This is a genomic window from Streptomyces sp. Root431, assembly GCF_001426585.1.
Taxonomy (GTDB): Bacteria; Actinomycetota; Actinomycetes; order Streptomycetales; family Streptomycetaceae; genus Streptomyces; species Streptomyces stackebrandtii.
This window is the reverse complement of the sequence record NZ_LMEI01000001.1, coordinates 138,479-160,051: the sequence shown is the minus strand read 5'-3', so window position 1 is coordinate 160,051 and position 21,573 is coordinate 138,479. Positions and strand designations below refer to the sequence as shown.

27 protein-coding genes and 2 pseudogenes are annotated in these 21,573 nt (G+C 70.4%); 10 read left to right on the top strand and 19 right to left on the bottom strand.

The genetic code is table 11. The features are described 5' to 3' along the window. Positions 1-154: 154 nt before the first annotated feature. The 5 genes from ASC82_RS00725 to ASC82_RS00705 form a co-directional block, all read right to left on the bottom strand. Positions 155-502: a hypothetical protein gene (locus tag ASC82_RS00725; protein ID WP_056639910.1), complete on the bottom strand. Its 348-nt coding sequence runs from the start codon at positions 500-502 to the stop codon at positions 155-157. After that, the gene (locus ASC82_RS00720; RefSeq protein ID WP_056639908.1) at positions 499-1,197 is read right to left on the bottom strand and encodes a GntR family transcriptional regulator; all 699 of its coding nucleotides are present in this window, start codon (positions 1,195-1,197) and stop codon (positions 499-501) included. The genes ASC82_RS00725 and ASC82_RS00720 overlap by 4 nt, the downstream gene beginning before the upstream one ends. Further along, positions 1,166-1,429, bottom strand: a complete 264-nt coding sequence (locus ASC82_RS30855; RefSeq protein WP_024761256.1) for a hypothetical protein — start codon at positions 1,427-1,429, stop codon at positions 1,166-1,168. The genes ASC82_RS00720 and ASC82_RS30855 overlap by 32 nt, the downstream gene beginning before the upstream one ends. Before the next feature lie 196 nt (positions 1,430-1,625). Further along, complete coding sequence (locus ASC82_RS00710) at positions 1,626-1,922, bottom strand: hypothetical protein (RefSeq protein WP_056639906.1); 297 nt, start codon at positions 1,920-1,922, stop codon at positions 1,626-1,628. A 12-nt stretch (positions 1,923-1,934) separates the two neighbouring features. After that, positions 1,935-2,213, bottom strand: a complete 279-nt coding sequence (locus ASC82_RS00705) for a hypothetical protein (protein WP_056639901.1) — start codon at positions 2,211-2,213, stop codon at positions 1,935-1,937. A 78-nt stretch (positions 2,214-2,291) separates the two neighbouring features. Here ASC82_RS00705 and ASC82_RS00700 point away from each other — a divergent pair, with 78 nt between their 5' ends. Next, the gene (locus ASC82_RS00700; RefSeq protein WP_056639899.1) at positions 2,292-3,047 is read left to right on the top strand and encodes a GntR family transcriptional regulator; all 756 of its coding nucleotides are present in this window, start codon (positions 2,292-2,294) and stop codon (positions 3,045-3,047) included. 198 nt (positions 3,048-3,245) lie between these two features. Here ASC82_RS00700 and ASC82_RS30270 read toward each other — a convergent pair whose 3' ends face one another. Further along, on the bottom strand, positions 3,246-3,551 hold the full coding sequence (locus tag ASC82_RS30270) for a hypothetical protein (protein WP_157863418.1): 306 nt from the start codon (positions 3,549-3,551) through the stop codon (positions 3,246-3,248). A 92-nt stretch (positions 3,552-3,643) separates the two neighbouring features. Between ASC82_RS30270 and ASC82_RS00690 the strand changes: the two genes are divergently transcribed. Beyond that, positions 3,644-3,892 (top strand): hypothetical protein, encoded by a 249-nt coding sequence (locus ASC82_RS00690; RefSeq protein ID WP_056639893.1) that lies wholly within the window; start codon positions 3,644-3,646, stop codon positions 3,890-3,892. Positions 3,893-4,071: 179 nt separating this feature from the next. Here ASC82_RS00690 and ASC82_RS00685 read toward each other — a convergent pair whose 3' ends face one another. From ASC82_RS00685 to ASC82_RS00675, 4 genes and pseudogenes are all read right to left on the bottom strand, one after another. Beyond that, complete coding sequence (locus tag ASC82_RS00685; protein ID WP_347336061.1) at positions 4,072-4,857, bottom strand: site-specific integrase; 786 nt, start codon at positions 4,855-4,857, stop codon at positions 4,072-4,074. 48 nt (positions 4,858-4,905) lie between these two features. Continuing rightward, a pseudogene (locus ASC82_RS31435) lies at positions 4,906-5,031 on the bottom strand (site-specific integrase); the annotation flags it as partial. A gap of 145 nt (positions 5,032-5,176) precedes the next feature. Further along, positions 5,177-5,374 (bottom strand): helix-turn-helix domain-containing protein, encoded by a 198-nt coding sequence (locus tag ASC82_RS00680; protein WP_056639891.1) that lies wholly within the window; start codon positions 5,372-5,374, stop codon positions 5,177-5,179. A gap of 184 nt (positions 5,375-5,558) precedes the next feature. After that, positions 5,559-6,505 (bottom strand): annotated as a pseudogene (locus ASC82_RS00675) (DUF3631 domain-containing protein); the annotation flags it as partial. 1,001 nt (positions 6,506-7,506) lie between these two features. On the opposite strand from ASC82_RS00675, the gene ASC82_RS30265 reads away from it, so the two are divergent. Next, the gene (locus ASC82_RS30265; RefSeq protein ID WP_157863417.1) at positions 7,507-8,235 is read left to right on the top strand and encodes a hypothetical protein; all 729 of its coding nucleotides are present in this window, start codon (positions 7,507-7,509) and stop codon (positions 8,233-8,235) included. A gap of 152 nt (positions 8,236-8,387) precedes the next feature. Then, positions 8,388-8,933 (top strand): DUF4231 domain-containing protein, encoded by a 546-nt coding sequence (locus ASC82_RS00665; RefSeq protein ID WP_242427501.1) that lies wholly within the window; start codon positions 8,388-8,390, stop codon positions 8,931-8,933. A gap of 57 nt (positions 8,934-8,990) precedes the next feature. On the opposite strand, the gene ASC82_RS00660 is transcribed toward ASC82_RS00665, so the two are convergent. Further along, positions 8,991-9,440 carry a lamin tail domain-containing protein gene (locus ASC82_RS00660; RefSeq protein ID WP_056639883.1) on the bottom strand — a complete coding sequence of 150 codons (450 nt, stop codon included), beginning with the start codon at positions 9,438-9,440 and terminating at the stop codon, positions 8,991-8,993. A gap of 126 nt (positions 9,441-9,566) precedes the next feature. Between ASC82_RS00660 and ASC82_RS00655 the strand changes: the two genes are divergently transcribed. Continuing rightward, positions 9,567-10,376, top strand: coding sequence for an MBL fold metallo-hydrolase (locus ASC82_RS00655; RefSeq protein ID WP_056639881.1), 810 nt, complete (start codon positions 9,567-9,569; stop codon positions 10,374-10,376). Here ASC82_RS00655 and ASC82_RS00650 read toward each other — a convergent pair. Then, complete coding sequence (locus ASC82_RS00650; RefSeq protein ID WP_056639877.1) at positions 10,318-11,076, bottom strand: GntR family transcriptional regulator; 759 nt, start codon at positions 11,074-11,076, stop codon at positions 10,318-10,320. The two genes, ASC82_RS00655 and ASC82_RS00650, sit on opposite strands and share 59 nt — an antisense overlap. A 189-nt stretch (positions 11,077-11,265) precedes the next feature. On the opposite strand from ASC82_RS00650, the gene ASC82_RS00645 reads away from it, so the two are divergent. Both ASC82_RS00645 and ASC82_RS00640 read left to right on the top strand, forming a co-directional pair. Further along, positions 11,266-11,487 (top strand): hypothetical protein, encoded by a 222-nt coding sequence (locus ASC82_RS00645; RefSeq protein WP_056639874.1) that lies wholly within the window; start codon positions 11,266-11,268, stop codon positions 11,485-11,487. A gap of 47 nt (positions 11,488-11,534) precedes the next feature. Then, positions 11,535-11,795 (top strand): DUF2277 domain-containing protein, encoded by a 261-nt coding sequence (locus ASC82_RS00640; RefSeq protein WP_056639871.1) that lies wholly within the window; start codon positions 11,535-11,537, stop codon positions 11,793-11,795. Here ASC82_RS00640 and ASC82_RS00635 read toward each other — a convergent pair. From ASC82_RS00635 to ASC82_RS00625, 3 genes are all read right to left on the bottom strand, one after another. Then, positions 11,755-12,378: a VTT domain-containing protein gene (locus ASC82_RS00635; protein WP_056641366.1), complete on the bottom strand. Its 624-nt coding sequence runs from the start codon at positions 12,376-12,378 to the stop codon at positions 11,755-11,757. The genes ASC82_RS00640 and ASC82_RS00635 overlap by 41 nt on opposite strands. 412 nt (positions 12,379-12,790) lie before the next feature. Then, complete coding sequence (locus ASC82_RS00630) at positions 12,791-13,285, bottom strand: DoxX family protein (protein ID WP_056639868.1); 495 nt, start codon at positions 13,283-13,285, stop codon at positions 12,791-12,793. A 187-nt stretch (positions 13,286-13,472) separates the two neighbouring features. Continuing rightward, positions 13,473-14,123, bottom strand: a complete 651-nt coding sequence (locus tag ASC82_RS00625; RefSeq protein ID WP_056639866.1) for an HNH endonuclease family protein — start codon at positions 14,121-14,123, stop codon at positions 13,473-13,475. 220 nt (positions 14,124-14,343) lie between these two features. Here ASC82_RS00625 and ASC82_RS00620 point away from each other — a divergent pair, with 220 nt between their 5' ends. Then, complete coding sequence (locus ASC82_RS00620) at positions 14,344-15,126, top strand: ABC transporter permease (protein ID WP_056641363.1); 783 nt, start codon at positions 14,344-14,346, stop codon at positions 15,124-15,126. Between the two features lie 273 nt (positions 15,127-15,399). Here ASC82_RS00620 and ASC82_RS00615 read toward each other — a convergent pair whose 3' ends face one another. Both ASC82_RS00615 and ASC82_RS00610 read right to left on the bottom strand, forming a co-directional pair. Then, complete coding sequence (locus ASC82_RS00615; RefSeq protein WP_024761240.1) at positions 15,400-16,068, bottom strand: HAD-IA family hydrolase; 669 nt, start codon at positions 16,066-16,068, stop codon at positions 15,400-15,402. Positions 16,069-16,222: 154 nt separating this feature from the next. Further along, entirely contained in the window at positions 16,223-17,188 is a 966-nt protein-coding gene (locus ASC82_RS00610) for a peptidoglycan-binding domain-containing protein (protein WP_056639864.1), read from the bottom strand. A gap of 412 nt (positions 17,189-17,600) precedes the next feature. On the opposite strand from ASC82_RS00610, the gene ASC82_RS00605 reads away from it, so the two are divergent. Next, on the top strand, positions 17,601-19,670 hold the full coding sequence (locus ASC82_RS00605) for an MFS transporter (RefSeq protein ID WP_056639861.1): 2,070 nt from the start codon (positions 17,601-17,603) through the stop codon (positions 19,668-19,670). 119 nt (positions 19,671-19,789) lie between these two features. Next, on the top strand, positions 19,790-20,575 hold the full coding sequence (locus tag ASC82_RS29800; RefSeq protein WP_157863416.1) for a hypothetical protein: 786 nt from the start codon (positions 19,790-19,792) through the stop codon (positions 20,573-20,575). 58 nt (positions 20,576-20,633) lie between these two features. Here the strand turns inward: ASC82_RS29800 and ASC82_RS00595 are convergent, their stop codons facing one another. Further along, positions 20,634-21,119, bottom strand: a complete 486-nt coding sequence (locus ASC82_RS00595) for a GNAT family N-acetyltransferase (RefSeq protein ID WP_056639855.1) — start codon at positions 21,117-21,119, stop codon at positions 20,634-20,636. Positions 21,120-21,148: 29 nt separating this feature from the next. Then, positions 21,149-21,481: an antibiotic biosynthesis monooxygenase gene (locus ASC82_RS00590; protein WP_199862444.1), complete on the bottom strand. Its 333-nt coding sequence runs from the start codon at positions 21,479-21,481 to the stop codon at positions 21,149-21,151. Positions 21,482-21,573: the final 92 nt, after the last annotated feature.

Here is a 21,573-nt window from a genome sequence, read left to right as displayed (position 1 = left end):
GCGCGGCCTATGTGTGGACGGGGCCTCGTGATCACATTCGAGCTAGCCCTCTGACCTGGCAGTACACCCGAGACGCATGGGCCTCCGGAGCCGTGTGCAGAGAAGCCCCGGACTGAGTCCGGGGCTTCTCGTCGTTGCTGGGGTCCGTGGCCCGCTAGCCGAAGGCCGCCGCCGGCAGCGTGGGGTCGTCGGTGTCGTCGACGTGGGTGCCCGGGCCTGGAGCCAGCAAACGGTGACCGCGGCTCTCCGCTACTCGCAGCGTCTCCCGCAGGACTCCCGTGAGGTCCGTCGCCAGGGCTCGCACCTCTTCCAGGTCCGCCTCTCCGTCGCCGAGTACCGCGGATGCGTGGTCCAAGAGTTCGGCCGCGAAGCCGAGCTGAGTCGCTTCGGCGTTGTCGGCCAGGCGGGACAGGCGGCTGTTGCTATCGGCGGTGCTCAGGAAGCACGGTTTGCCGTCGGGGCCTGACCAAGGGAGGAGCCGCAGTTCGTTGTGAGGCGTCATCCTTCCGTCTCCCTCATTTCTTCGGTCGTCAGGTGGGCGGTGAAGACTGCGTCGGCGCGGTCGCTGGGGAGGACCAGGAGCGCGGCCTCTACTACGCGGTCGGTGGCGTCGGTTGCGACGCTGGTGATCGCGAGTACAGCCAGAGCGGAGCTGATCCTGAGTGTGGTCGCTTCCTCCGGGGTGGGGAGGCGGGCGGTGACCGTCTCTCGGATCCTGGTTGGTGTCGCCTCCGTTCCCTGGAGCCCGCCCGACAAGCCGAGTTGGACGGTCGGCGCCAGGTCGCGGGGGACGTAGATGCGGGCCAGGCTGTGGGGCGACTTTCCCTCGTGGGTGACGCAGAGGAACTCGGTCAAGGGGCTGTTGGACGAGACCCTCAGTAGGGCTCTGAGATGCCCCCGCGCCCGGAGGTTGGTCGTGCGGATGCTGACCTGGAGTGTGGGATCGAAGGGCGTGCGGCCACCGCCGGTGTACGTGATGCGGCGGAGTGGGGAACGGATGAAGTTCCCTTTGCCGTGGACCTTTTCGATCAGTCCCGCGGCCTGGAGGAGCGCGAGGGCGTTCCGCAGGGTCGGCGTGCTGACCTTGTAGTGGGCGGCGAGCTGGGTCTCCGAGGGGAGGCGTTCGCCGGCCTTGAGGCGGCCCGTCGAGATTTGGGTTCGGAGGTCATCGGCGATGGTGTGGCGGCGGGAAGGCACGGAACGAGTCACCGCCTCTCATCATCCGCAGGGCGATGAGTCGGGTCCGGGTGTGCATCGTCAGCAGCTCGCCCGATTCGAAGAGGAGGCGTTTGGCGCCGCCGGGGAGTTGGAAGAGGTCGGCTACGCGGCACGGCTGACCGCCGATCTGGATGACGTCTCCCCGTTGCACGCTGGTCGAGGTGATCTCGACGTTGGAGGCCAGCGCGCCGCTGGGCGCCCATCCCCTCACTGGGGTGCCTCCGTCGGGGTGTGACGGGTGCTCGCCGAGTGACAGGGGCAGTCGCATGCCTCGTAGATCACGGGGATGTCGACCGGCGCCGCGGCGGGGGAGGAGTGGGCGCACTCGTGGTGTGTGCCGATCCGGCATGCGCTCGATCGGTAGGGGGTGGCGGGGTGTGTCACGCGCGGCAAGTGACGGCGAGGCATCAGAGGGCCTCCGCCGGAGCGAACCAGGTGAGCGTGAGGAAGTCGTGAGGTGCGGCGTCCTGGCGTCGCGGTGCGCGTTCCTCGTTGGCCAGTACGTACGGGCGGACGAGCGCGGTGTCCTCGCCCAGGAGGACTTCCGTGCGGTCTCGGCGCTGGCCCGTGGGCAGCGTTGATCGGGCGGAGAGGCCGAGGTGGATGACCGTCGGATGGACGGGCGTTAAGGCGCGGCGGTGCCGGCCCTTCGGGAGGTACCGCTCTCTGGTGCGCGTGATGGCGCGGCGGATACGGTTGAGCACGCTGATCAGCTCCTATCGCTGACGGCCAGGTCCCCGGACGTCGCCTGTCGCGGGGACCGCTTTTTGTACGGCGGCCCATAAGGTGCGGCCGTTCAGGCTGGTGGCGACGAGCCCGAATCGATCGGCCTCCGCCACCACCTCCAGGGCCTCCCGCCATGACTCGGCCGGGAGGGATTCCGGTACCTCCGCTTCGATCGACGTGTGTGCGGCGTGTTCCTCCATGCGCGTGGTGAGTCCGATGGCGGACAACCGGGCGGCGATGTCCTCCGCGGTTACGTCCGAAGCAGGCACAGGGAAGCCTCCGTCACCGGTGATCACGTTGCGTGAAGCTAGTTAACTAGATTAGAGCTAGTGGACTAGATTTTCCATATGCCTGAGCAGCCGCCTTATCTCCGCATCGCTGACGTACTCCGGCAGAAGATCGCGGAACAGGAGTGGACACCGGGGGATCGGCTTCCCTCGCGTGCCCAGATTGCCGAGGAGTGCGGCGTCGGGGAGAACGTCGTGCGCCGGGCTCAGGAGCTACTGATCTCGCAGGGGGTCCTGGAGGGCCGGGCGGGCTCCGGTACGTACGTGGCCGAACCCCGTCAGCGTGTGCGCGTGGTCCGGTCGTCGGCGCGCGAGCAGCGGGGAGGTTCTCCGTTCCGCGCCGACATGAACGCCGTGGGGAAGCTGGGGGACTGGGAGAGCCGGACCGAGGCCAAGGTTCCTGCGCCGGCGGAGATCGCGGCGCGTCTCGGTATCGCCGAAGGAGGCCTGTGCGTCCGCACCGTGTACGAGTTCCTTGCCGACGGGCGGCCCGTACAACTGTCTACGAGCTGGGAGCCGTACGACCTCACCGCCGGCACCGTCGTCGTCCTTCCCGAGGGAGGGCCGCACGCTGGGGTGGGCGTCGCGAATCGCATGGCCGAGATCGGCATCACGGTCAGCCATGCAGTGGAGCAGCCGGAGCCGCGGCAGGCCACCGCCGAGGAGGCGTCGCTCCTGGGGATCCAGAAGGCCTCTCTCGTGACGCACATCCGGCGGACGTACTACAGCGACGAGGGCCGGCCGGTTGAGACGGCTGACATCGTCGTCCCTGCCGCCCTGTGCGAGATCGTCTACGAGATTCCCATCAGCCGTTAGCGGGGCTGCACACGAGGGGGAGATCCATGGAGTCAGCCGGGTATCTCATAGGCGCCTTGGTCTGGGGCGCTGTGATCGCCGCATTGCTGGTGACTGTGATCGGGTCGATTGTGGTTGTTCGGTGGCGACGCAGGACGATCGCAGCCTTGGAGTGCGCGGAGCTGGAGGCGGCTTCGTGGACCTCTGCGAGATCCCTCATCAACCGGCAGCAGAGCTAGGCGTCAGGCCCATGGGTTTGGTTGTGATGGTTCCCGTCCACCAGCCCGGCTCGTGGCCTGCTTCCCAGGCGATCGTCAGCGGTCGGCCGGCCAGGTCCTCGGCCTGGCCGTGAGCGGCTGTCTGGGCTTCGCCCGGTTCGCTGTTGGCGCTGGGCTGGGCGAGGTAGCCGTCGACGATGGCGCCGGAGAAGTACATGGCAAATCGCCACACGCTGGGCGTGCGGTACAGAACGAACGTCTTCGGTGTCCCGAACCCGTCCCGCCAGTGCTTTCGTCTGCGCTTCATGCCCGCACGGTAGCGGTGGCGCCCACGAGCCGCCCGTGTGTTTCGGCTCGGATATCGTCCGACCCGGTTGATCAGTGGGTAGTGGGAGTGGCATGCACAACGAGCGGCACGACGAGCGACTGTCCGATGAAGAGCTGGAGCTGTTCGTCCAGTACCTGCACCGGTTTGCGGACCACGACGTGGACATCTTTCTGAACCTGGAAGTCGGGGAGCCCGAACACCCCGTCTACGTGCTGTTCGGCCGAGACTATCCCCCGGTCGGGGAGGCCGCGGACTATCGGCGGCCGTTCGCTGACCGGCGACAGGTGACATCCACATCTGACATCAACGACGGTGGATGACAGCAGTCCTGTACGACCCTTCGTGGTGTCCGCGAGCTGGGGTGCACCCTCACCGGCCGTGGCCCGATCGAACTTACAAAGCAGATGTCGGCGGTTCGAAACCGTCCGCGCCCACCAGCACAAAGGCCCCCGCAGCTCATCGCTGCGGGGGCCTTTGACGGTAGTGGCTGACGGCAGTCTCACTCAGGACGGCGCCGGCGGAGCAGCCGGTCCATGTGCCACATCGCCTCCCTCCGACGCTCGTCGGAGACGTGGGTGTAGATGTTCATCGTGACGGCGATCTGCGAGTGCCCCAGGATCTCCATCACGACCCGCGCCGGCACTCCTGCGGCGAACAGGAGCGTCGCGCACCCGTGTCGTGCGTCGTGCAGCCGAATCCGGGGGAGCCCAGCCGCCTCAGTGATGCGCTGGAACGAGCGGCTGAGGTTCATCGGCTCGACCGTGCGGCCCGAACGCGTCGTGAAGACGTAGTCACTGTCCTGCCAGCCCTGTCCCGCCGCGTCCCGCTGCGCGGCCTGCCGGAGACGCTGCCAGCGCAGCGGCGGCACGCACATGAGGGGGAGAGGGATGACACGGCTCCGGCGGTTCTTCGTGGAGTCCGCGTACAGCTCGTTCTGTACCCGCTGGATCTGGTTCCGCACGGTGAGCGTGCGACGCTCCAGGTCGATGTCCGACCAGCGAAGCCCGAGTGCCTCTCCTCGGCGCAGTCCGAGCGCCACGGCCAAGATGAACGCGGCGTAGAGCGCGTCGCCCCTCACCGCCTCCAGGAAAGTCGTCGTCTGCTCCAAGTCCCACGGCTTCAGCTCCCTCTGCTGCACCCGGGGGGCCGGTACGAGCTTGACCGCGTTCCTGCTGATCAGCTCCTCCCGGCACGCGGCGCTGAGCGCACTCCGCAGGACGCGGTGCGACTCCTTGGCCGTGGCCGGCGACGCCTGGGCCGAGACTGCCGTGAGCAGGCGACGCACATCCGCCGCACCCAGGTTCTCCAGGCGCTTGGAGCCGATGTTCGGGATCAGGTAGAGGCGGACGTGGGTCTCGTACTTGGCGTAGGTCGTCTTCTTGTGGTCGTCCTTGACGAACTCCTCAAGCCAGTACGGTAGCCACTCGGAGAGCTTGGCGGAGCGGGTGGGGGTCGGAATGCCCTGGCGGTCGCGCAGGACGAGCTCCAGACTGTCTTCCTTTTGCGGGTTCCGTCGGGCTGGGGGACGTTCACCCGGGCTTCGTAACGCCCGTCCTTGCGCTGCCAGATGCTGCCGGCGCCGTTCGGGTTCCTCTTGCGGGCCATCAGGAGGCTTCCTCCAGTCGGTTGTGCATGTAGGTGCGGAGAGCGTCGAGGGGCATGCGGCGGCAGCGCCCCTCGGTGTAGCTGGGCAGGGCGCGGGAGCGGATGAGGTCGTAGACCTTGCTGCGGCTGAGCTTCAGGGCGTCCATGACCTCAGGGACCGTCACGGCGGTGTGGCTGGTCGGGATCGCGGTGGTCAAGGCGGTACCTCCTCGGCGCGTGGGGCCTCCTCGGGCCCCTTCCTGTCAGGTCCGCTACTTCCGCTACCGCCGCTACCGCCCTGGTCAGGGGCGTGATCGGAGGTAGCGGAAGGGGTAGCGGTAGCGGATAGGCCCGCTACCGGCCCCGGGCTGAGGCGCCGGGGGCGGGTAGCGGGGTAGCGGATCAGGTAGCGGACGGGAAGAGCCCTTCCGCTACCGTTTCCGGCTCGCTGACCTGCGGGGTAGCGGCGGTAGCGGAAGTAGCGGCCCTCAGGAGGGGAGGGGGCAGTAGCGCTCCCAGGCGTCGTACAGGTCGGCCGTGTAGTAGCCCTTCAGCACGGCGCCGGCGGCCTTGATGTTCCGGGCTTTGATGGGGGTGTTGTCGCTGGTCATGTACCCCCCGAGCATCTTGGCCAGGCCACGGGAGTCGAGCGGGCGCCCGGCCATGTCGGCCCAGGGCGCCTCCTCCAGCGCGCAGAGCCGGTCGAGGATCGCGACGGTCGGCAGGCGGTCGATGCCGACCATGACGTGGTCGCGGAGGTCGGTCAGCAGCCGGATGCCGAGGGATCCTTTGTCGTCGGCGCGGGCGGCGTTGACCAGTTCCACGCAGGCGGCGCGGGCGCGTTCGGGCCAGTCGCCGCCGGCGGCGTCCGCGACGGCGAGGAGAGGTTCCCAGACGTCGGCGGCCCGGTCGGTGACGCCGTCGGGCATCTCGGGCCAGCGTCCGGCGATGTCCTCGCGGATCTGCTCGGCCCACTGGGCGAGCCGGCCGCGGAGCTTGTTGCCCTCGGCTTCGCGGAGCCGCTGGCGGAAGGGTTCGACGTGCTCGTTCCGGGCGCGGCGGCGCATGCGGATGATGACGGATCGGGTGGTGATGGAGTCGGGGAGGCCGCCGAGTCCGGCGATGGCGACGGCGCTGTAGGAGGGGAACTCGACCACGGTCTGGTTGCCGCCGTCTCCGACGCACCGGTAGGTGACGCCGGAGCGTCGGTGTCCGGCGTTGAGGAAGCCGCGGAGTTCCTCGTTGTCTCCGGCCTTGGGTCCGAAGACGGTGTCGATCTCGTCGTAGAGGATCGTGGGCCGCCCGGCGGAGTCGGAGACGGACCGGAACAGGGCGGCGGCCCGGGCGTCTCCCGATGCTCGCTGCGTACGCGCTAGTTAACGGGCACGATTCTCCTGCCCTGAGTGAGCTGGCCGGCCGGCCACGCCAGAGCGATGCGACCGAGGTCCGCGAGCTGTACGTCCAGGCGTTAAGCGAGCTCGACGTGCCTCTTCCTGACGAGGAGACCGCCGGTCGACGTCTCCTCGTGAGCTTGTCGCGCTGATCCGCGGACGCCTGGCGCGCGACCAATGACTCCACGATCGAGTCGATACTTGCCAGGCTGCGGAACAGGGAGAACATGGTTGTTCAGCGGCTGACCGACCACGATGCGGGCGACTGGATGAGGACGACACCTACGAGGTGGAACACCAAGTGGGCACGCCGCTAAGCGCGATCGGACACGGTCAGCTTCCCGGGTCGGCTAAGAGGTGCCCGTTAGTCGGTAGTGGGGGAGTCCTACCGGTGGTTGGCCGCTAGCCGCGTCCGAGTATGTTGCGCCGCATGTCGAGTCGACTTCCCCTCTGTCCTACGTGCGACGCGCCGATGGTGGCGCGTGGGTTCTTCCACTTCCAGCGCGAGGAGGACGGCAAGCGTGTCTGCCGCGCTGCGTGGCGGCCCGGATCGGCATCTCTGGTGGCATTGGGCCGATCGGCCGGACGATCCCATGGAGATCTGCCCCCGTACCCCAACCTCGTGAAGTGACATCCACGTCTGACATCAACGGGCACGCAATTCCGGGAACGCGGCGAGCGCGTCTTCGCCCGGATGAAGACCTGGAAGATCCTTCGCGACTGCCGTTCGAAGGGCGACAACCCCCGCCCTCATCACAGACCTTGGTGTGTGTGACGCCGGCATGCGTCCTCCGTGCCCACGGCAGCTTTCGGGTGCGACGGGACCAGTTAGGGCCGATACTGGTGGCAGGGCCACGCCGACCCCTGGCCGACGCCGCCCCCTAACCGACGGCGAACCGACGGCTGACTGCTGCCGTGCCGGAGAAGTGAGGGTACCCGCAGAAAGGGATGACGGGATCATGGCGGACAACCTCGTTGGCAAGTCACAGCAGGACGGGATCCCCGGGGTCTACGGCGGAAACGACGCTAACGGCAACGGCGTGGTCGGGGAAACAAATGGCTCAGGTGAAGGAGTCTTTGGCCAGAGCCATACGGGTAATGGAGTGGTCGGAAGGGGATGGACTTTCGGCAAACGCGGGGTCTGGGGAATATTCGACGATGACGAGCAATCCCCTCCATCTTCAGCACACTTCGCAGTTGCCGTCTCTGCCGGTGTTTGGGGAACAACCTCCAATGTGGCTGAAGTTGCCACAGATCCTATGATCAACCTGAAAACAGCATCGGGAGTCGTAGGAGAAGTGTCTCTGCCGGGACACGGGTTCGGATACGGAGTTCTCGGGGTGGGGCACAGAGACGAGGGTGTCGTCGGTTGGAGTGAACTCGGAGCCGGCGGCAGGTTCCACGGTGCTACGAGTGGCATCATCGCGAAGTCCACGAAGCGCGGACAGATCCGGCTCGTACCCAGAGAGGTAGATTTCGGGGAAGACCCACAAGGAAATCCCCGCCCGCATCTGCCGAAAATCGCAGAGGCCGGCGAGATGACCATGGTCACCAAAGCCGGCAAGTGCAGTCTCTGGCTGTGCGTCAAGTCTTGGCAGCCTGGTGGCGGCGTTGTTCCGGAAACGAATGCCCGTTGGGCAGAGGTGAAGCTGGGCGCCGCGTTCAATGGCGTGACTGGGACCACCTGACCACCGGTGCGGCGGCAGCAGGCGCAGCCGGTGCGCCATGGGTCCTCCCTGGGGGGCGCTGGTCGACGGTGGGGTGAACGTACCTTGGGGGCGTGCGTGGGGGAATGGGGGAGAGTTGACGTGGGCCTGACCGGGCGGGTGTACTCCGGGACATGGCTGAGGTGGGGGACGCGCCCGAATCCGTGGTGCAGAGCGGCGAGATGACGTCGCAGCGGTACATCGAGACCAGGCTCGCGCAGTACCAGGAGTGGTACGACGTCAAGGCGACCCGGATGAAGGCGATGCATCTGCGGATGCGGACCGTGTCCGTCGTCGGTGGGGCGCTCGTGCCGGTGTTCGTGAACGTGGACCTGGCGTTCGCGCGGGTCACGGCCACCGTGCTGAGCGTCGTGGTCGTCGCCGCCGTGTCGCTGGAGAGCGTGTACCGGTACCGCGAGCAGTGGAAGAACTATCGGTCGACCGAGCAGCTCCTCGGCCACGAGCGGGTGTACTTCGAGACCAAGGTGGGTCCCTACCAAGGCCTTTCGAGGCGAGAGGCCTTCTCCACGCTCGTCGCCCGGGTCGAGCGGGCCATCGCCGGCGAGAACTCGGCGACGTTGAACGTGATGACGCTCGGCGGGCAGGTCAACGCCGATGTGGCACAGCACGGTGTTCCCGCCGCCCGGCAGGAGTCCCCGCAGGGGTCCGAGGCGTCCTGAGACGGCCGCGGGCCCCGGGGTTTCCGGGGTCCGCGGTTCGTCAGGCGCGGTGTGGCGTCAGCACCACTTGTAGTCGACTCGCGTCGAGTTGTACGAGCAGTTGTCGACCCACGTGCCGTTGCTCTTGCGCAGCGTCGCCGTGTCCTTGTCGTTGTTCCAGACGTACCAACTGCGGTTCTGGTAGACGTTCGCGGACGTGTTCGTGCCGCGGCCCGTGCGGACCGTCACGATCTTGCCCTTGCCCAGGGTGAACGAGCCGAAGGTGTACTTGTGGTTGGCGGCGTCCGTGACCGTCCAGCCCCGCAGGTTCACCGCGGCGCCGGTCGTGTTGCGTATCTGCACGTACTCGGCGTTGAGGCTCGTGTTGGCGCCGCGGTCCGAGCCCGGGCTGTCGTAGTAGATCTTGTACAGGTGGACCGAGCCGGCGGCCTGGGCCGGCGAAGGCAGCAGCAGAACGCCGGAGGCGGCGGCCGCGGTCACAGCCGCGAGCGTGCGTGCACGAAGCATGAATGTCCCTCAATTTCTGCCGGGCACCCGCCGATGGGGCCCGGCGAGCACACAGGATACGCATCGTCTTCACCTCTTCCGCACAATTAGGCCAGGGAGGACGGAGCCACCCCCTAGGGTGAGCCCATGGACCGCGACGCGCTGCGGATCACCGTCCTCGGATCCGCCACCCCCTTCCCCCGGCCCGGCAATCCCTGCTCCGGCTATCTCGTCGAGGGCGGCGGCGTCCGCGTGTGGGTGGACGCCGGCACCGGCACCCTCGCGGAGCTCCAGCGGTACGTCGCTCTCGGCGACGTCGACGCCGTCTGGATCTCCCATCTCCATGCCGACCACAGCGCCGATCTGCTCACCGCCTACTACGGCTTGCTCTACGCGGGGCTGGACGTGTCCTTGCCGGTGCCCCTTCTCGGGCCCGCGGGCATCGCCGATCGTCTCGCCGGATTCCTGACCAATGGGGCGGAACGCAGTCCCGTCGAAAGCGCCTTCGCCGTCCAGGAGTTGTACGACGGGCATGAGGTGCGCATCGGCGGGCTGACCCTCCGGTCGCGCGCCGTCGACCATGACGGCCCCGCCGCCTTCGCCTTGCGCGTCGAGGACGAGGATGGGTGCTCCCTCGTGTACTCGGGGGATTGCCGGCCGTGTTCTTCGCTCGTCGAACTCGGCCGGGACTGCGACCTGTTCGTCTGCGAGGCCGACGGAGACGTGCCCGGCCACCACTCCGCGGCGCAGGCCGGGCGCAGCGCCGCCCAGGCCGGTGCCGGGCGGCTCGTCGTGACCCATGTCGGGTCCGGCGTCGAGCCCGCCGAGGCCGTCGCCCTGGCCGCCGCCGAGTTCCCCGGCGACGTCGCCCACGCCGACCCCGGCGCGCGCTTCGAGGTCACGCGTCGAAGTCGTACTCCAGGACGTACGACGACGAATCGAGCGTCATCTCGTTGAGCTCCACCGCCACCCCGGGCTCCGTGAACGCCGTGCGCCCGATCAGCACCACCGGTGTGCCGAACTCCAGGGCCAGCCGGTCCGACTCGTCCGCCGTCGGCATCCGGCAGCGGATCTCCTCCCGGAACCGCACCGGCCGGTGCCCCAGCTCGGCCAGCCGGGCGTAGGTGCCGCCCGGGCCCGTGTCCGGCTCCGTGATCGCCGTCCCGCGCACCAGCTCCGCTGAGAGGTACGAGACCGAGAGCAGCACCGGCTTCGCGTCCAGGACGAAGCGGCGGCTGCGGACGCATACGGGCGCGCCCGGCGCGAGGTTCAGCGCCCCCGCGACCCTGGCCCCGGCCTCCGTCTCCGCCACCTCGATCCGGTCGACCACCAGGCTCCGGTCCTCCACGTCCGCCGACCAGACCGAGCGGCCGCTGCCCCAGTGGTCCCCGGCGAGGCGCGGGATGCCCCGGCGGCGCAGCGGGCGGAACACCCGGACGAAGACCCCGGCGCCCTTGCGGGCCTCGGCGAGACCCTCGGTGCGCAGCACGGAGAGGGCCTGGCGCGCCGTCATCCGGGCCACGTCGTACGTCGACATGAGGTCGTTCTCGCCGGGGAGCCGGTCGCCCGGCGCGAAGGCGCCTGACTGGATCGCGGTTCTCAACTCGTCGGCGATGCGCTGGTACTTGGGCCGACGAGCGCTGTCCTGGTCAGTCACGGGTGGACCACTCCCTTCATCTGCGGGACACCCTACGGCGCACCCCCGGGCCAGGGTGCACACGTGTGCGCCGTCCCGCCGGGTCGATCCATCCATCGGGGGACATCTCTAGAGATACGTTGACAGGGCGGGGCGGCCCCGCTTCTCTTGTGGTCCCCAGGCTTCAGGAATTCGGGACGGAGGGGATGCGTGCAGCCACTGCCGGAGGTCGGTGACCTCGTCCGCGACACCGCCACCGGGCGGGTCGGCTTCTATGTGGAGAGCGTCTCCGGGCGCTTTCTGATCCGGACCGTCCACGGCGGCGTCGAGTGGGAGGCCGAGCCGGCCGACGTACAGCTCGCCACCCCCCTGCGCGAGCTGCGGGCCCGTGCCGCCGAGATCAACGCGCGCAGCAGGCGTGGCCTCTCGTGACGTGAGGATCCGGGGCGATTGTCAGTGGGGCGCGCGACACTGGAGACATGTGCCGCAGCATCAAGACGCTCCGACCGCCCGCGCTGCCCGAGGAGGCGACCGAGGAGGACTTCCACGCCGCCGCCCTGCAGTACGTCCGCAAGGTCTCCGGCTTCCGCGCGCCCGCCGCCCACAACCGCGAGGTCTTCGACCGCGCCGTGGACGAGATCACCGAGGCGACCGCCAGGCTCCTCGCCGGTCTGGAGGTGCGCGGGGCGCACCCCGCCGTCACGAGACCGGAGCGGGAGCCGCAGCCGGACGCCGTATGAGGTACGCGGCGAGGCCGCCCGCCAGGAAGAGCGCGAGGGTCGACACCCCCGCGCTGAACCAGGTCGCGCCCAGCCACTGCCCGCCCAGCCAGCCGAGCCCCACGCTGTAGGACGCCCAGGTCACGCCCGCGAGCGCGGACCACGGCAGGAAGTCCTTGATCCTGCGCTTGGCCGCGCCCGCGCCCAGGGAGACCACGGAGCGGCCCGCCGGGGCGAAGCGCGCGAGCACCACGAGCAGCCCGCCGCCCCTGGCCAGTGCGGTGCCGAGACGTTCCTGCGCCAGGGAGAGGCGCCGCGAGCGGGCGATCGCCCGGTCAAGCCGCGCGCCGCCCCGCCGGGCCAGGCGGTACGCCAGGAAGTCGCCGAGCACGGAAGCGGACGCCGCGCAGAGGAGCAGTGGGAGGAGCGACGGCACGTCGGGGGAGGCCGCGGTGGCCGTCGCCGCGGCCGTGGCGGCGGTGATCACCAGGAAGCCGCTCGGCAGCACGGGCAGGAAGACGTCGAGCAGGATCGACGCCGCCACCACCGGGTAGATCCACGGGCCGGCGGTCAACGACCGCAGCGAGCCGAGGCTGTCGAGCAGATTCACAGGGCCAGAGCCTACGCGGGGGTGGGGGAGCCCCTGCCGGGCGGGTGCCAGGGAGGGAGGGGAGGAGGAGGGGGAGGGGGAGGGGGGCTGTGGGACGTGGGGTGTGTGGTGGGGGTGCGCCGGGGAGGGGAGGCGGTGCGGGCCGTGGGGGGGTGTGCTTGAGGTCGGGAGGGCGTGGGGCGTGCTTGAGGTCGGGTAGGCCGTGGGGCGTGCTCCGGTCCCGGGGGCGGGCGTCGGGCGCGCTCGGGTCGGGCTTGGCCTTGGGACCTCGGGCCGGGGCCTGAGGCGGGCCTTTCTCGGGGCGGTCCCGGAGGGGGCGGGGCGTGCGTACGCCCCGCCCCCCGCCCCGTACAGGAAAGGCCGGAAACCGTCCTCCGGTTTCCGGCGCCTTCCGTTCGTTCCTCGCTCAGGCCGCGATCGGCGCGCCCTGCTTCTCGTGCTCCTCGCCGGTCCTCGTGGCCGCGCCGTTCCGGGCGCCGAAGAGTCCGTCGAGGGCCAGCGCGCCCGGGCCGGTGAAGATCAGCAGGGCGAAGGACCAGCAGAACAGGGCCGCGGTGTCGCCGCCGTTCTGGAGCGGGAAGAGGGCCTCCGGCTGGTGGACCTTGAAGTACGCGTACGCCATCGAGCCGGAGGCGATGAACGCGGCGGTCCGGGTGCCGAGGCCGGCCAGGACCAGGACGCCGCCGACGAGCTGGATCACGGCCGCGTACCAGCCCGGCCAGGTGCCGGCGGGGATGCTGCCGCCGCCCATCGCGCCGCCGAGGACGCCGAAGAGCGAGGCGGCGCCGTGGCAGGCGAAGAGCAGGCCGACGACTATGCGGAACAGGCCGAGCGCGTAGGGCTGGGCCTGGTTCAGGCGGGTCGTGAGGCCGTTCTGACTGGTGCTCTGGCTGGCGTTCATGGGGGAACTCCTTCGGCCTGATCCCGTCCGTGGGGAGGACGGGATGTGGGGGACGGAAACCGACGAGGCCGTAAGGTTAGGCACCCCTCACCAGTACTTGCAAGTTCAACATTCGGCCACCGGGGAGCGTGTGGTGCAGTTCACTCCCCGGGGCCGCTGTGGTGACGGTGGTTCAGGGGGTCTGCGGTCAGCAGCCGTTGAGGACGGACTGCAGGGCGCTCTTCTCGGCCGAGTCGATGCTGAGGTTCCAGTGGTACTTCACGTGCACCCACGCCCGGGCGTACGTGCAGCGGTAGGCCGTGCGCGAGGGCAGCCACTCCGCCGGGTCCAGGTCGCCCTTGGCCTGGTTGACGTTGTCGGTGACGGCTATGAGCTGGGGCCGGGTCAGGTCGTTCGCGAAGGCCTGGCGCTGGGCGGTGGTCCACGCGTTCGCGCCCGAGCGCCAGGCCTCGGACAGTGCAACGACGTGGTCGATGTCGAGGTCGGAGGCTGCGGTCCAGGTGGCGCCGTCGTACTCCGAGTACCAGCTGCCGCTGACCGAGGCGCAGCTGGAGTCGGTGACGACGTTCACGCCGTCGCGCTTGAGGACGGTCTCGCGGGTGTTGCAGGCCCCGGACTGGGTGATCCAGTGCGGGAAGAGATCCCGGCTGTAGCCGGTGGAGGAACCTTCCGCCTTGACCGTGAGGGCGGCCAGGTAGGTACGGGCGGTGGCCGCGCTGACCGGGGTCGGCATGGCGGCCTGGGCGGCCGGTGCCGTGGCGAGGAGGCCGGTGACGGTGAGGGCGGCGGAGGTGGCGAGTACAGCGAGTCGACGCGCGTAGATCATGCCGACGGGCATGGGAACTCCCTTGAGGTGGGGGGACCTTGGCTGGGTGCCGTCCCCGCGGGGGGCCGGGCGTTGGCCCGGTCATCGTGGCGGCGCCAGGTTTCGTTGGGGGGTGCGCCAGGTAACAGAGTGGCGACATGGACACGTCACATCAAGGGGTGTGACGCGTACTGATGGAGCGACAGATTCCGCCCGGCGCTTCTCCGTTGTGGCGGCGCTCTACTGTGGCCGTGTGCTTCTGGACGTGAACGTCACCTTTGGGGCGGTATTGGCCGTCCTGCTCGCCCTCGCCGCCGGCGTCGTCGCCCTCGCGCACCTCGGCCGGGCCCGCGACACCCTGCTCGCCGGCGTACGCGCCGCCGTCCAGCTGATCGCCGTCTCGCTCGTGATCGGGTGGGTCGTCCGCTCCGTACCGCTGCTGCTCTGCTTCCTGCTCCTCATGTACGCGGTGGCGGTACGGACGGCGGGGCGGCGGGTCGTGCCCGCGCCGGGGCGCGCCTGGGTGTGGGCGGGCGTGCCGATCGCCGCCGCCGTGGCGCCGGTCGTCCTCGCGCTCGTCGTCACCGGACTCGTACCGGTGAAGGGCATCACGCTCGTCCCCGTCACCGGCATCCTCGTCGGCGGCGCGCTCACGGCCACCGTCCTCGCGGGACGGCGCTCGCTCGACGAGCTGGAGACGCGGCGCGGGGAGGTGGAGGCGGGGCTCGCGATCGGGCTCGTCGAGCGGGACGCGCGCCTCGAAGTGGCGCGGAAGGCCGCGGCGGACGCCCTGCTCCCCGGCATGGACCAGACGCGCACGGTGGGTCTCGTCACGCTGCCGGGGGCCTTCGTCGGCATGCTGCTCGGCGGCGCGTCACCGCTGCACGCGGGTGCCGTTCAGCTCTTCGTGCTCATCGCGCTGCTCGCCGTGCAGGCGGTGGCCGCCGCGACCACCCTGGAGCTGGTCGCGCGCGGCCGGATCACCCGGCCCCGGGTGGGGGCGTCGGGCGTGGAGAGGTCTGCGGCAGGGCGGTGAGGGCGGGGCCCTGCGTCGGGGCGGGGTGGCGAGGGGGCCTGCGCCCGGGTGGGGCGGTGAGGGGGAGTCCTGTGTCGGGGTGGGGTGGTGAGGGGGTGTCCTGCGCCCGGGTGGGCCGGTGAGGGAGAGTCCTGTGCTGGGGTGGGGCGGTGAGGGGTGTCCTGTGCCCGGGTGGGGCGGTGAGGGAGAGCCCTGCGCCGGGGTGGGGGGCGTCCTGCGCCGCGGTGGGGGAGGGAGCGCCCCGCGCCCCCGGCGATTTGCCCTCGGCGAGTCCTACGCCAGGGCCGTGAGGGTGATCGTGCCGTCGGGCGCGGTCTCGACCCGCAGGCGGGTCAGGTCCTCGACGTGGAGGTCCGGGGCGAAGGCCGCCGCGCGCGGGCCCACGCCCACGATCCGCATGCCGGCCGCGCGGCCCGCCTGGATGCCGGCCTCCGAGTCCTCGAAGACGACGCAGTCCGCGGGGTCGAAGCCCAGCTCCGCCGCGCCCTTGAGGAAGCCCTCGGGGTCCGGCTTGCTGGCCCCGACCGACTCGGCGGTGACCCGGATCGCGGGCATCGGCAGGGCCGCCGCGCCCATCCGCGCCTGCGCGAGGGCCTCGTCGGCCGAGGTCACCAGGGCGTACGGCAGCTCGGTGATCGCGGCCAGGAAGGCGGGGGCGCCGGGGACGGGCACGACGCCGTCGAGGTCGGCGGTCTCCTCGGCGAGCATCAGCCGGTTGTCGGCGTAGTTCTCCTCCATCGGGCGCTCGGGGAGGAGGACGGCCATCGTCGCGTACCCCTGGCGGCCGTGGACGACCTTGAGGACCGCGTCCGCGTCGAGTCCCTGCCGCTCGGCCCAGCGGCGCCAGCAGCGCTCGACGACGGCGTCCGAGTTGACGAGGGTGCCGTCCATGTCGAGGAGGAGGGCGCGGGCGGTGAGCTGTGCCGGGGTGGTGGCAGGCATCGGGTCTCCAGAGAGGGGTGCGGAGAACGAAGCGGTCCCGCCCGCCGGTCAGGGAGTACGGGCGGGGCCACTTTGTTTTTCCACGATACAAAACCGGGGGCCGTCTTGGCCAACCGGTCCGCGATCCGGGATCCCGCCGCGCCCCGAGGGCATCTCAGAGCCAGGTGCTCCGCTCCAGCGCCTCCCGCGTGTGGGGGCCGTACACGCCCTTCGGGTCCTCCTCGATGAACATCCAGGACTGGTAGTTCTTCACCGCGCGCCAGACCTCCTGGCTGTACTCCCCGTCGAGGTCGCCGTGGTACGCCCCCGCGAGGGTCAGGCGTTCCTGGAGCTCCCTCACCTCGGCGCCGCTGGAGCCGAAGCTCAGAGTGGTCGGGGCCTCATCGGTCTCCTCCGGCTCCTGGGGCGCCTGTGAGGCGGGCGGGGCCGTCGTCGTGGGCGCTGCCGTCGGCGTCGTGGCCGTCGGGGCCGCCGTGGTGGTGGCCGGCGGGGCCGCCGCGCCGGTCGTGGCGCTGGAGGACGCGGTGGTCCTGGAGGCCGAGGGGGTGGATGTGGCGGACGGTGAGGCGGAGGCGGAAGCGGAGGTGGTGGTCGGGCCCGCGGACGGGGACGACGCGCTCGGCTCCGGGGTCTCGGACGAGGCGGAGGGGGACGGGGCCTCCGACACGGCGACGTTGAGGGACGCGCTCGTGGTCACCTCCAGCCCGGAGGCCCGGTCGCCGGACTCGTCCGCGCCGCCGAGTACGGCCGCCGCGAAGGCCGCGGTGCCCGCCACCGCCACGGCGGCCACCGCCGCGACCACCATGCCCCGCTTGCGCCCGCGCGCCGAATCCTGCCCCCGCTCGTCCGCCGGGCCCTCGACGCGGCCGATGCCGTGCAGGAGCAGCGGCATCGTCTCGGAGGCATCGCCTTCGGAGTACGGCGGGTCGGAGTGCGGCAGGTCGGAGTACGGCGGGTCGGGGTGGGGGAGGTCGGGGCGCGGATCGGTGTACGGGTCGGGGCGCTGACCGGCGTACGTACCGGCGTACGTACCGGCGTAAGGGCCGCCCTCCGGGCGGATCGCCGCCAGCTGGGTCGTCGGCGGATCCTCCTCCGCGTACGACGGCCCCGCAGGCCCCACAGCACCCTCCGTGAGCCCCGCAGACTCCGAAGGCCCCCCAGCCCCCGCCGCCTCCAGCGTCACGTACGGCCTGATCCGCAGCGGGTCGAAGTCCTCGGCCGCCGCTATCTCCGCCTGGGCGCAGGCGCAGCCAGGTCTTTGTACACCGCATTCAGGACAGACATGTCCGGTCATGATGGGTCCCCTCCCCGAGACAACTGCGAGCGATTATGCAGCTTGCCCCTGTTCGGCGCTCTCTCCGGCGGAGGGGAAACGGCGGGGAGGCCCAGGAGTGGTGGTGGTACGGCAGTGCCTCCGGGGTGGGACGGCAGTGCCTCCGGGGTGGGACGGCAGTGCCTCCCAGCAGGCCATATCAGGACATTCAGATCAGGATGGAGGAGTTGTCCGAGGAGACGCCCGAGGAGACACGCCCATGGCCCAGGAAGTGAGCCCGTCCCAGCTCGGCGGCGATCCCGTGCCGGGGGAGGGGCAGAGCCACCGCACGGTCCTCGTCGCGATCGGCGCGCTGCTGCTCGGCATGCTGCTCGCCGCCCTCGACCAGACCATCGTCTCCACCGCGCTGCCGACCATCGTCAGCGAGCTCGGCGGCATGGACCACCTCTCCTGGGTGGTCACCGCCTACATGCTGGCGTCCACGGCGGCCACCCCGCTCTGGGGCAAGCTCGGCGACCAGTACGGCCGCAAGAAGCTCTTCCAGGCCGCCATCGTCATCTTCCTCATCGGCTCCGCGCTCTGCGGCATCGCCCAGAACATGCCGCAGCTCATCGCCTTCCGCGCCGTCCAGGGCCTCGGCGGCGGCGGCCTCATGGTCCTGTCGATGGCGATCGTCGGCGACCTCGTGTCCCCGCGCGAACGCGGCAAGTACCAGGGCCTCTTCGGCGCCGTCTTCGGTGCCACCAGCGTCCTCGGGCCGCTGCTCGGCGGGCTGTTCACCGAGCACCTCTCCTGGCGCTGGGTCTTCTACATCAACCTGCCCATCGGGATCGTCGCGCTCTTCGTGATCGCCGCGGTGCTCCACATCCCGGCCCGCTCCACCTCGCACGCCATCGATTACCTCGGCACCTTCCTCATCGCCTCGGTCGCCACCTGCCTCGTCCTGGTGGCCTCCCTCGGCGGCACCACCTGGGCCTGGGGCTCGGCGCAGATCATCGGTCTCGCCGTCCTCGGAGCCGTACTCCTCGTCTGGTTCGTGTACGTCGAGCGCCGCGCCGCCGAACCCGTCCTGCCGCTCAAGCTGTTCCGGATCCGGACCTTCACCCTGGTCTCGGTCATCAGCTTCGTCATCGGCTTCGCGATGTTCGGGGCGATGACCTACCTCCCCACCTTCCTCCAGGTGGTGCAGGGCGTCACGCCGACCATGTCCGGCGTCCACATGCTGCCCATGGTCCTCGGCATGCTCATCACCTCGACCGCCTCCGGCCAGATCGTCTCCCGCACCGGCCGCTGGAAGGTCTTCCCCATCGCCGGCACGGCCCTCACCGCCCTCGGGCTGCTCCTCCTCAACCAACTGACGGAGACGAGCTCCACCTGGGAGATGAGCGCCTACTTCTTCGTCTTCGGCGCCGGACTCGGCCTCGTCATGCAGGTCCTCGTCCTGGTCGTGCAGAACGCCGTCTCCTACCAGGACCTCGGCGTCGCCACCTCCGGAGCCACCTTCTTCCGCTCCATCGGCGCGTCCTTCGGCGTCGCCGTCTTCGGCACCATCTTCACCAACCGGCTCACCGGCAAACTCGACGACGTCTTCGCGAGCGCGGAGGCCGCCGGAGAGCGGATCCCGCCCGGCATCGGCCCCGAACAGGTCGCCGCCGACCCGCGCGCCGTCGCCGAACTCCCGGCGGAGCTCCGCCCCTCCGTCCTCCACGCGTACGCCACGTCCATCACCGACGTCTTCCTGTACGCGGCTCCGGTCGTCCTCGTCGCCTTCGTGGTCGCCTGGTTCCTGAAGGAGGACAAGCTGCGCGCCTCGGTCACCGCGCCCGACACCAGCCAGACCCTCGCCTCCAACCCGGTCGAACGCTCCTCGTACGACGAGTGCGCCCGCGCGCTCTCCGTCCTCGGCTCCCGCGAGGGCCGCAAGGCGATCTACGAGAAGATCACCGCCCGCGCCGGGCTCGACCTGCTGCCCGCCGCGAGCTGGCTGCTGCTCCGGATCCGCCGCCACGGCACCGTCGAACCCGCCCGGCTCGCCGAGACCACCCCCGTACCGCTGCGGGTGATCACGGAAGCCTCCCGACAGGTCGAGCAACGACGGCTTGCCGCCCGCGAGGGGGTCCAGCTGTTCCTCACCGAGGAGGGCGTGGAGGCGGCGGCGAAGCTCGACAAGGCCCGCGAGGAGTCGCTCGCCGAACTCCTCGGCGACTGGTGGGGGCCCGACCGGCCGACCGACCTCGTGAAGCTGGTCGAGGAGCTGACGTCCGAACTGAACGGCTCGGACGGCGAGCGGCCCCACACGCCCGAGCCGCCCCCCGACCATCACGCGTAGTCGCTCGCCGTGCGCGGCGCCAGGTCGCAACTCGGCGGCCTTGAGCCCTGTATGACGGCTGCTCAGGACCCCTCAGTAGTCTGTCCCCTCCAAGATCGCATCACAGGGGGATGGGCAGGATGAACAACCAAGAGCCACGTCATCAGAACTGGCCGAACGGCGGAGGCACCGGTCACGACGGTTACGTGGCGAACGGCGGGTACGGCACGCAGGTTCCGCCCGCACCGGCCCGCACCGCCTCGCACCGAGGGGCCTGGATAGGCGCCGGAGCCACCCTGGTGGCGGCGGTCATCGGCGTCGTCGGTACGTACCTGGTGAACGCCAACAACGATACGAAGGCCACCCCGCCCGCCGCCGCGGCGCAGGGCCCGGACTCCTCGAAGGCCCCGGAATCACAGGCCCCGGCGACCGCGGGCGAGAGCGCGCCGGCGACCCCGACCGCGACCACGAGCGAGCCCACCACCCCGCCCACCACCCCGCCCACCACTCCGCCTACGACCCCGCCCACCACCCCGCCCGCGAAGCCCGCCGGGACGGTCGAGTGGCAGGGCGCCCTGGCGATCACGTACACCGACCCCAAGGACCTCGACTCCGCGCCCCCCGTGGAGTCCGAGATCAATGTGAGGAACGACTTCTCCGTCTATCCGTTCGGCGACCACATGCTGCAGCCCGAGGGCGAGACCAAGGCGCTGGTGTGGAAGGACGCGTCGAAGGTGCCCGCGTACGCGGACTGCGCCGGCGTCGTCGACACCCTCGGAACGTCGACGGAGATGAAGCTGACGACGGGCCTGGTCGTCTGCGCCCGCACGAACGACGGCCGGCTCGCCCGGCTGACCGTCAAGGAACTGACCGGGCAGTCCTCCGACACGACCGGCATCTTCGACGTCGTCGTCTGGAGCCGCTGACCCACGGGTCCGGGCCTCCTCGCCGGCGGACCTGCTCGCCGTCATGACTCCCGCGCCGTCAGAGTTCCTTGCCGTACCAGATGTCCATGTACGGGCCGGTGCAGTACGCCGGGATCTCCGCGTACCCGTGCCGCGTGTACAGGGCGCGCGCCTCGACCAGGTCCAGGCGGGTGTTGAGGACCATCCGGCGGGCGCCGAGGCCGCGCGCCGCGTCCTCCAGCTCGCCGAGCAGGCCCCCGGCCCCGCCCAGGCCGCGGAAGGCGTGCCGCAGGAAGACCCTGGTCAGCTCGGCGCGCTCGCCGTCGAGCATCAGGACCCCGCCGCAGCCGGCCGCCTTGCCCTCGTACCGCGCGACGAGGAACTGCCCGGTCGGCGGCGTGAGCAGCTCGACCCCGTCGTTCGTCAGCCCCTCGTCTATCTCGGCCTCGGTCGCGGGGCGCTTCCAGTAGCGGCTGGCGACGTCGCCGTAGTAGTCACGGCGGAGGGCGGTGGCGTCCGGGGTGTCGACGCGCTCGGGGGAGAAAGTCCAGGTCATGCGCGCCATTGTGCGGCGCGCACGACCCGGGGCGCAGCTCAGTTCTTCGGGGACGCCTGCTGCACGACCTCGAACGACCACAGGGTGGACCCGGAAGCGGCCGGCTTCGGCCGCTCGCCGCCCTCACCACCACCGCCACCGCCGTGCGCGGCCTTCATGGAGCCGTTCATCCAGTTCTGGAAGTCCTCCTCGCTGCGCCAGCGGGTGTAGACCAGGTACTGGTCGGTGCCCTCCAGCGGGCGCAGCAGCTCGAACCACTCGAAGCCGTCGGAGCCCTCCACGGCCCCGGCGCGGGAGGCGAAGCGCTGCTCCAGGACCTCACGCTGCTCGGCCGGAACGGTCAGGACGTTGATCTTCACCACACTGGGCACACGACACCTCTCAGTACGTACCTGCAGGCCGGGCGCTGCGCCGGGCCTTGGTCATGTGTCCGCAGTCTCCTACACCGACCCGTCGGGACGGC